Origin of the sequence: uncultured Gimesia sp., assembly GCF_937910335.1 — a bacterium.
GTDB lineage: Bacteria > Planctomycetota > Planctomycetia > Planctomycetales > Planctomycetaceae > Gimesia.
On sequence record NZ_CALEMX010000502.1, the window covers coordinates 1 to 9051 of the forward strand.

Sequence of the window (9051 nt, forward strand, 5' to 3'; positions counted from 1 at the left end):
GATTCGAGCCTGGATCGATTCCTGGCTCAACCCAAATGGGAAATATCGGGTAACACAATCTTTCTCAGTTGTTTTTGATGCATGATCTATTCCTAAGCTACCGGATCAGTTGTTGAATGATGTAAATCCTTTCCATAATCTTAGCTGAGTGAACAGTGATTGAAAACCATCCCGCACTAATCAAGGCCAGGAAAAGATGCCCTCTCATTTTGCATCCCCTCCCATTGGCGTTAGCATATTTTGTTGACAGACAATATAGTTGTATTGATTGTTACTACGATTCAGGAACAGAAGGCCCCCCCATGATCATTGATGTCCACAGTCATACCTGGAAATTTCCCGATCACTTTAATGATGACTTTCGCCTACAGGCAGCACGACGGGCCAAAGCAGGAGTCGAACTCGATCTGACTGTCGAATACGAAAGCTATCGATCAACAGCCCCCGAAGCAACACGCACTATTGTGTTCGGCGGCAAAGCTCGATTAAGCGGACTCTGGGTCGACGATCACTACGTCGCCGACTATGTCGCGCAGCACCCTGACACTCTCATCGGTTATATGTCACTGGATCCGACACAGCCCGGATGGCAAGATGAGATGCGCGAAGGATACGAAGTACTCGGCCTGCGCGGCATCAAGCTACTCTCCATGTATGCCGGCTTTCGACCCGACGATAAAAGTCTGGACCCACTCTGGGAATTTGCCACCCAACACAAATTACCCGTGCTGTTGCACACAGGGACTACTTTTGTGGCGCAGGCGCCACTCGATTGCACCTTGCCAATACATATTGACCGCGTCGCCATTCGATTTCCCGAGGTCCGAATTGTGATGGCACATCTCTCCCACCCCTACGAGGGAGAATCGGTCGTTGTCATTCGCAAACACCCCCACGTCTACGCCGACATCAGTGCCCTGCATTACCGTCCTTTTCAACTGTATCATAGTTTGATGCTGGTTCAGGAATACGGCGTCTGGGATAAACTCCTGTTTGGATCAGACTATCCCTTTACCACAGTCAACGCCTCCATTGATGGCTTGAGAAATCTCAATTCGATGTTAGAAGGCACCGCCTTGCCACGCCTCGATACCGAACAGATCGAAGCTTTGATTTATCGCAACGCACTCCCTTTACTGGGCCTGGAAGATTAAACGTTAATAACCAGCTCACATTCAGACTGAAAGCACTTTGATGTCATTTCAAATCACGCGTGTCACGGCACGGATCGTCGATTATACTCTGCACCAAAACCGCATTATCATCACCAGCATCGGCAAGCATGATGCATCGCGTTATTTAAATGTCACTCTAACTGACGAACAGGGAACACAAGGCTATGGAGAAGCAGCCACTGTGATTATCTGGAGTGGCGAAGCAGCCGAAACCGGATTATGGATCGTCGAAAACATTGTCGCACCTCTATTAGAGGGAAGTCACTTCGATCATCCCAGCGATATCCTGCCGCTCCTGGAAAAAGCCTTTCAAGGAAATCCGTTTTTAAAAGCCAGTATCGATATGGCCGCCTGGGACTTATGGGCCAGACGACAGGGAAAGTCGGTTGGAACGTTAATCGGTGATCGTGAACCCGTTGAATCTGTTCCCACAAGGTTCAGCATTGGCGCTTATTCCGTCGAAGACACCCTGCGTCTAGCCGTTGAATCCTGGGAAGCGGGCATTCGAACACTGAAGATCAAAACCGGTGTCCCCGGATTGGATGATGTTGCCCGCTTGAAAGCAGTTCGAGAACGTTTAGGAGACGAACCCGTACTGACAATTGATGCCAACGGTGCCTACCACACAGAAGATCAGGCGGTTGCCGCCATTGAGGCGTTACTTCCTTTCAATTTAACGCTCGTCGAACAGCCAACACCCCGTGATCGAATTGGCATGATGGCGCGCGTCAAACAACGCGTTGATGTTCCCATTTTAGCCGATGAAAGTATCTTCACGCCGGGACATCTGGAGGAAGCACTTGATTGTGATGCCCTCGATTTACTTTCTCTCTACCCGGGAAAAAATGGTGGCTTTACCAATTCTCTTAAGATGGCAAAAATGGCACAACAAGCTGGAAAGCATTGTGTAATCGGCTCAAACATGGAAACCGACCTGGGTCAAGCAGCCATGGTCTGCCTCGCAGCAAGCTTGACGGCGTTTCCCGTCGAACAATATGCCTCAGACTTAATGACGAGTATGATTTATACCGCCTCTTCAACCACGCCTCCCATCGAACTGAAAAACGGCCGACTGGTTACTCCACAGGGAGACGGGTTTGGAGTAGTCCCTCTTCAAAAGTGAATACTGACATCAAACGTAACTCAACTTAGAAACTATGAGGAAACAGATGCGCGTCGTTCAATTTTATATACCCGATCAAGGCCGTCGTGTAGGCATCGTTCAGAAGGAAACCGTCGTTGACCTGACCGCCGCCCATTCGGAACTGACACGTATCTATGACGTGTTTCAAGCAGCTCAGAAAAATCAAATTTCGCTGGATCAGCAGTTGACCGAATTGAGTACAACATCAGGTACGACTCAGATCTCCTATGAGGATCTACTTCAGACAGCTCCGGGAGGCAGTCAACCCTGGTTGTTGCCTCCCGTTGATCATCCCGATCCGCATTGTCTATTTGTGACAGGTACCGGGCTCACGCATACAGGCAGTATGCAGTCACGCGACCAGATGCACTCTCAGGAAACGGAACACACAGAAACACACCAGACCGATTCCGCAAAAATGTTTGCCATGGGTGTCGCAGGCGGCAAGCCAACTCCAGGAGAACGAGGTGTCTCGCCCGAATGGTTTTACAAAGGGAACGGCACAATACTGCGCGGACATCGAGAACCATTGGACGTACCCGATTTTGCCCTCGATGGTGGCGAAGAACCCGAGTTGGTAGGTTGTTATGTCATCGACGATCAAGGCACTCCCAGAAGGCTCGGGTTTGTTTTGGGCAATGAATGGTCAGACCATGAAACAGAGAACATCAACTATCTGTATCTGGCCCCCTCCAAATTGCGGACGTGTTCCATCGGACCAGAACTGAATACAGATTTCGATTTCTCTGATTTGACGATTCGCTGCTCTGTACAACGTGAAGGACAAACGATCTATGAAAGTGGTGACCTGAAAACCGGGGAACAGTTCATGTGCCATTCATTGGGCAACTGTGAAGACCATCATTTCAAGTATCCACAACACAGACAATCAGGAGACGTACATCTGCATTTTCTGGGAACGAGCAAACTGAGCCACGGCACACGCGACTGGAAGTATCAAACGGGTGACGAAATCAAAATCGAAGCCCCCGACTTCAGCAGCCCTTTATTCAATACCGTCATGAAAAATGAAAACTCGCCACAGAAACCAATTAAAGTTCGCCCTGCTTGACGAGTCATTTTCCTTTGAAGAAGCTCGTTTTGGTTGAGAGAGCCAACATTATGTTCTACAGGGACATCATGAGAATTATCCACAAACGAGTCAGAACTTGTTAGTGTCCATTGACAATGCATCCACATATGTATACAAATTTATTTGAGTGTTTTTTACTTAATAATAAGCCAATGCTGCTCAAAAGTTAGTACATGCACTGAAACATTTTCTCTAATCTAAGTTGCCACTCATGGTGCTATGTGAAACAATTATCATACTACATTTCAAAAAGTGTTGAGTGGGCGACTGTTTTTGTTCTTGGATGGGTTGGCTATGCACTTGATTTTGATTTGGAAAGATTAAAGAAGGATGAATTTCTTCATTGGCTTGTAGATACAACTAGGGCAGAAGCTCCAAAAATTGTAATCTGTTCGGTAATGATAATTGGTATTTCAAAGATTATTAGCTGGGCTTTAATCAGAAAATCTATTGAACAAGTACTGATTGATCGGAATATCTCCGATGCGCTTGATAAATTTCGAGACGTATGTTTTCCAAATCTAGAGAAAAGTGTACCAGTTGATCACAATCGAGTAACTCTTTTTAAACATGTTGAATGGAAATCTTGGATTCACCCCTTCAAAGGAATTTTTAATCCTTGGGGATATTGGCGTTGGCCATGGTCTGGCTGGCTATGTGTAAAGTATCGTTCTGGGCACGTGACACAAGGAGGAACAACAATTTTTTTAGCACCCGATGATGCTCAAAATTCAGAAGGTGTTGCCGGCGAAACATGGAGGCGAGGAGAAGCATATCGAGTTGGAGGTCAATTAAATAAACTTCCGGATTTAAATAAGGATAGTTATAAAAGTAATATTTACGTTTGCTGGATCTATTTTCTCAAAAAACTATGTATCTCATCTGATAAGATGGATTCGTATGAAATACTACGATCGAAAGTCTATCAATATGCCGAAAATACTAATACATCACCAAAACTAGTTTGGCAGCGAATGAAAAAAAGAAAAACATGTCCTACCTCGATTCTTGGTGTTGTGATTGAAAATCGTAAAAAAGAAAGATGGGGGGTGCTGATAATGGATAGTTCCAATGAGCATTCATGCATTGATACTTCTGATAAAAAATTCCGAGAAGGATTATCAGCATTAATACGTGAATTAAGACGCTATGATATTTTTGAAAGGTGAGGTGTCAATTATGTCTAATTGGATACAGTTGGATGCTCAGCGATTAGATCAAACTACACATGAAAATCAAAATGGTGTTGACATTTATTTTGGGCTCTCGCCTTTTGATATTCCAGAGGCTATTCGTAGTCATGTTGACAAATCAAACGACAGACTGAAGATTGAATTTAAATACCTTGACGATCCTGAAGAAGAAAAAATGGAGTGGTCAGACAAGGACAGCTCTCTTTCAGTTGGAAAAAATAGTGGTTGTGTTTATAGCATCTCAGTCAACATGAAGCCGCTAGAAGAAATCTCTGGCAAGAGTTCTTTACTAAAAGAGTTCGAGGATGCCGTCAAGGGATTCATTGCTGAAAAGCACTTAACCACTGTAGAAGAAAGTCATTACGACGTTGCACGAAAGGCTCTTGCCGAAAAGGCAGAAGAATTACTTGTAATCCCATAATTCGACCTCAATATTACTTGTTCGAGTTTTTTCAAATCAATCGCATTATTTTGAAAAACTAATTTAAGCTAGAAGAGGCTAGTCTTTCGCCCTATTTTAGTTCCCTCTTCTTACTTAGCGTAACGATTCCAACAACACTAGATTGAGGCTTTCTTCTGAATCTATTGAATGAGTAACTAAGACTGTACAACAGGTCTAAAACAGCACAACAGGTCTAAAACAGCTCGAATAGAAGCCTTTCATAAATTAAGACTTGGCAACGATGATGTGTATGAGTATACTCCACACAGACTTATTCGCTTTTATGAAGTGAAAAAGTCGATACAGTCGGAATAAGCGAGTAGCGTTTTTCATGGAAGTGAAGTGCGTTTTCCGACCTGACAGGGTGTTTTTGCGGAGCTAGGTCCTCCTGCAGCCCTGATACCTGTGCTGGCTTTTTGCCGTACACTTTGCTGCCCACCCTTCGGTTGTGTTAACCGTTGTTGAAAGCAGCCAGCGTCATGATGGACGCATCGAATTCTGTGATTTTCTTGTTTATCCAGAGTTCCCACAGAAGCAACATTTGCTTGTGGTAAAGCCGGTCTAACCTGCTGTACCTGAGTAAATATCTGAGGATCTGGCGAAGGATTTTGCCTGTTCCCGCACATGACCTTTACTAAGTGTGCTGTTGCTACAAAGCGGAACTGGATACGACCTCGTGGTTCACCACCCGCAACCCGAAATAAATGACTTAAGAAAATCAGTTTCCATTTTTGGAAATCCCAACTCTCCGATTTGATTCAGAGAGAATGTCTGCTTTGATGAAAGCCGACCTCTTGGAATTCAGACTTTGGAAACGCACTAATCCCAATAAGGAAAACCATTGAAAACTTTTAAAGAACTTGACTTAATTGATCCCGTGCAGCGAGCACTGGTTGAAGAAAACTACGAAACCCCGACCCCCATTCAGGCGCAGACCATTCCAGCGACACTCCTGGGACATGACATCCTGGGCTGTGCTCAGACCGGAACTGGAAAAACCGCTGCCTTTGCTTTGCCAATTCTGAATCAGCTGGGACAACACAACCGCAAGGCAGCTCCAGGCCGCCCTTTCGCACTCGTGCTGGCGCCAACTCGGGAACTGGCCATTCAAATTGGTGACAGCTTTGCGGCATACAGCCGACATTTACGACTGCGTCATGTCCTCGTCTATGGCGGAGTGAGCCAGGGGAATCAGGTACGGGCCCTCAATCGAGGAGCACACATTATTGTAGCCACACCAGGCCGATTACTCGACCTGATGAATCAGGGACACATCAAGCTGGATCAACTTGAAGTGTTTGTTCTAGACGAAGCCGACCGCATGCTAGATATGGGCTTCATGCCGGATCTCAAAAGAATTATCAGCAAGCTCCCAGCCGAGCGACAGTCACTGTTCTTTTCAGCGACCATGGCGCCAAAGATCTCGGAACTCGCACAAACGCTGCTGAAAAATCCGGTCAGCGTCAATGTAACACCAGAATCAAAAAGCGTCAAAAAAATCAAACAGGAATTGATGTACGTTGAACGTAATGGAAAATTGGCGCTACTGAAGAAGATTCTCTCGACGCCCGATGTGGACCGCGCCCTGGTTTTCATGAGAACCAAACGAACGGCAAACATGCTTTCACAACAACTCGTGCGATTCGGGATCAAAGCGACAGCAATCCACGGTAATAAATCGCAGGGTGCCCGACAACGGGCTCTGGAAGCGTTTCGAAGCAAGCAGGTTCAGGTCCTGGTGGCAACAGATGTCGCCGCACGCGGAATTGACATTGATGGTATCACACACGTTATTAATTTCGATCTTCCATTAGAACCAGAAGCCTATGTGCATCGCATCGGCAGAACCGGTCGTGCTGGAGCAGAAGGAATTGCGATTTCGTTTTGCAGCGACAGCGAACGGGGCGAATTAAGGGCGATTGAAAAACAAATCGGCCAGAAGGTACCCCGTTCCAAAGATCAGCCGAAGTTGGAACCGAAAGATCGCAGACCTGCCCCTGAGTCACGCACTCATAAAGAAAAAGAGACGACAGGACGACGATCTGGTTCAAAAGTCTTCACTCAACGCACTACACGCCGATCAAAGAGAACCGTTGCCGGGGAAGACAAACCAAAGCAGCAGGGACAAAAAAACACAAAATGGCGACGTCTCAAAAAACCCGCAAAACAAACCAGCTGAGAAGCAGAACACCAGTTAACCAAACTAATAAAGTTATTGAAGCCTTCTATATTTAAGGAGAGTCGCTATCGCAAGAAATCAGAACACTTTTGCCAAACGTCAACGCGAAGCGGAGAAAAAAGCAAAAGCACAAGCCAAGCTCAATCGGCGTAAACAACAGAAGGAAGAGGGCGACGAAAACAACCCACTCGATTTAGATAGCATGGATCCACGGACATTTGATCCCCCGACTGAATGATCTCTTCTCGCTCCTCATAAACCGCACCGCTGCAGCAAAGCAGTTTCTAATTTAAAACACCAAGAGCCAATTCAGCTCTCGGTGTTTTTCTTGCGCCGTGTCATTCTTACACCTTACATCTTTCAATCAAAATCACGAAAAACCATTTCGTTTTTTGAATTCAACGACTTGCTTCTGTTGTCCGCAGACAGCAATCAACGGGGCAAACATCATGACTGGCGCCCATGTCTCCCAATGCAGGTCTCTCCTTGTCACCACCGATACGCTCTTCGATCAATTCACGTATCATGCGGATAAAGCGAGGATGCACGCCCACTGTTTTCGCACGAACCACATTAATTCCCAATTCCCGACCGACGTCTTTGGCTTCTGTATCCAAATCGAACAGAACCTCCATATGGTCCGAAACAAAACCAATAGGTACAATCACTAAATCCTGAATGTCACCCTGTGACCCCAATGCCTTAATGTAGTCGCAGATATCAGGCTCTAACCAGGGTTGATGTGGCGGCCCGCTACGACTTTGATAGACCAAATGCCAGGGGTGCCCTGCCAGTTGGTCGCTGACAAGTCGGGAAGACTCTTGCAACTGTGCCTCATATCGACAACCAGACGCCATCGTAAGTGGAATACTATGTGCCGAATACAAGATTACGGCTTTGTCGCGTCTCTCCTCGGGAATCTGATCCAATGCTTCTTGCGTACGCAATACCGTCGCTTCGATGAAACCGGGATGGTTGAAAAACACTCTCAGTTTCTCGACTTCAGGAGCCCCGGCTCCCACTTGTTCTTGAGCACGCTGGATATCTTCCCTGTATTGCCGACACCCCGAGTAGGAACTGAATGTGGAAGTAAAAAACGCCAGTGCGCGTTTAACTCCCGCCTGTTTCATCTGCAAAAGCGTATCAGGAAGTAAGGGAGCCCAGTTTCGGTTACCCCAGAAAATGGGCAAGTCAGGTCCGTGTTCAACCAGTTCCTGTTCCAATGCGTTAATCAGAGCACGATTCTGCTCATTAATGGGACTGACGCCTCCAAACTGCTGATAATGTTTGGCGACTTCCAGCATACGCTCCCGAGGTACGTTTTTTCCGCGCAGTACATTTTCCAGAAAGGGGAGCACATCATCGGGACCTTCAGGACCTCCGAAGGAAACGACTAAAATGGCATCATAGGAATCGTTCATCAAAGATTTTCTTTCCTCTACTTGTTTCGCTCAATTCCGACTTGGGCTCAGAGACGGAATTCAAACATCCAAAAACGGGCAATGAGTGACTTAAACATTCATTTGTAGTCAGCTTCTCGGAAATTGCTACTCAAATCCTTAAATTATTGATCAAAACTGTCTCCGAAAGCATTTCATACTCAGGAAAGCTATCAGAATGTTCAACTTATCCTCTCAATCAGCAACAGGCGATGTGTGGTTGTCTTTGGATATCTATATACTAAATTCTGAGATCCCCATCGTCTATAATTTTTGACTGTCAAAATCACAACGCTCTCTGTCACGCTCGCCATCCATCATTACCTGATCCTGAAATCCAGGACTTTACGCTTCATGTTTAACGGTAAATGGAGTTAAGATCCCGC

The 9051-nt window shown here is 46.0% G+C and carries 7 protein-coding genes; 6 read left to right on the plus strand and 1 reads right to left on the minus strand.

From position 1 onward, the window contains the following. Nucleotides 1–302 precede the first annotated feature (302 nt). The 6 genes from Q0668_RS20575 to Q0668_RS20600 all read left to right on the plus strand — a co-directional run bounded on the left by Q0668_RS20575 (nt 303) and on the right by Q0668_RS20600 (nt 7226). Complete coding sequence (locus Q0668_RS20575) at nt 303–1154, plus strand: amidohydrolase family protein (protein ID WP_298868071.1); 852 nt, start codon at nt 303–305, stop codon at nt 1152–1154. A 40-nt stretch (nt 1155–1194) separates the two neighbouring features. Further along, entirely contained in the window at nt 1195–2298 is a 1104-nt protein-coding gene (locus Q0668_RS20580; RefSeq protein WP_298868072.1) for an enolase C-terminal domain-like protein, read from the plus strand. Nucleotides 2299–2344: 46 nt separating this feature from the next. Beyond that, nucleotides 2345–3391 (plus strand): AraD1 family protein, encoded by a 1047-nt coding sequence (gene araD1 / locus Q0668_RS20585; protein ID WP_298868074.1) that lies wholly within the window; start codon nt 2345–2347, stop codon nt 3389–3391. A 242-nt stretch (nt 3392–3633) separates the two neighbouring features. Continuing rightward, nucleotides 3634–4581, plus strand: coding sequence for a hypothetical protein (locus tag Q0668_RS20590; protein ID WP_298868076.1), 948 nt, complete (start codon nt 3634–3636; stop codon nt 4579–4581). Between the two features lie 10 nt (nt 4582–4591). Next, nucleotides 4592–5026 carry a hypothetical protein gene (locus Q0668_RS20595; RefSeq protein WP_298868077.1) on the plus strand — a complete coding sequence of 145 codons (435 nt, stop codon included), beginning with the start codon at nt 4592–4594 and terminating at the stop codon, nt 5024–5026. An 862-nt stretch (nt 5027–5888) separates the two neighbouring features. Further along, nucleotides 5889–7226 carry a DEAD/DEAH box helicase gene (locus Q0668_RS20600; RefSeq protein ID WP_298868078.1) on the plus strand — a complete coding sequence of 446 codons (1338 nt, stop codon included), beginning with the start codon at nt 5889–5891 and terminating at the stop codon, nt 7224–7226. 398 nt (nt 7227–7624) lie between these two features. On the opposite strand, the gene Q0668_RS20605 is transcribed toward Q0668_RS20600, so the two are convergent. Further along, nucleotides 7625–8647, minus strand: a complete 1023-nt coding sequence (locus tag Q0668_RS20605; RefSeq protein ID WP_298868080.1) for a ferrochelatase — start codon at nt 8645–8647, stop codon at nt 7625–7627. Nucleotides 8648–9051: the final 404 nt, after the last annotated feature.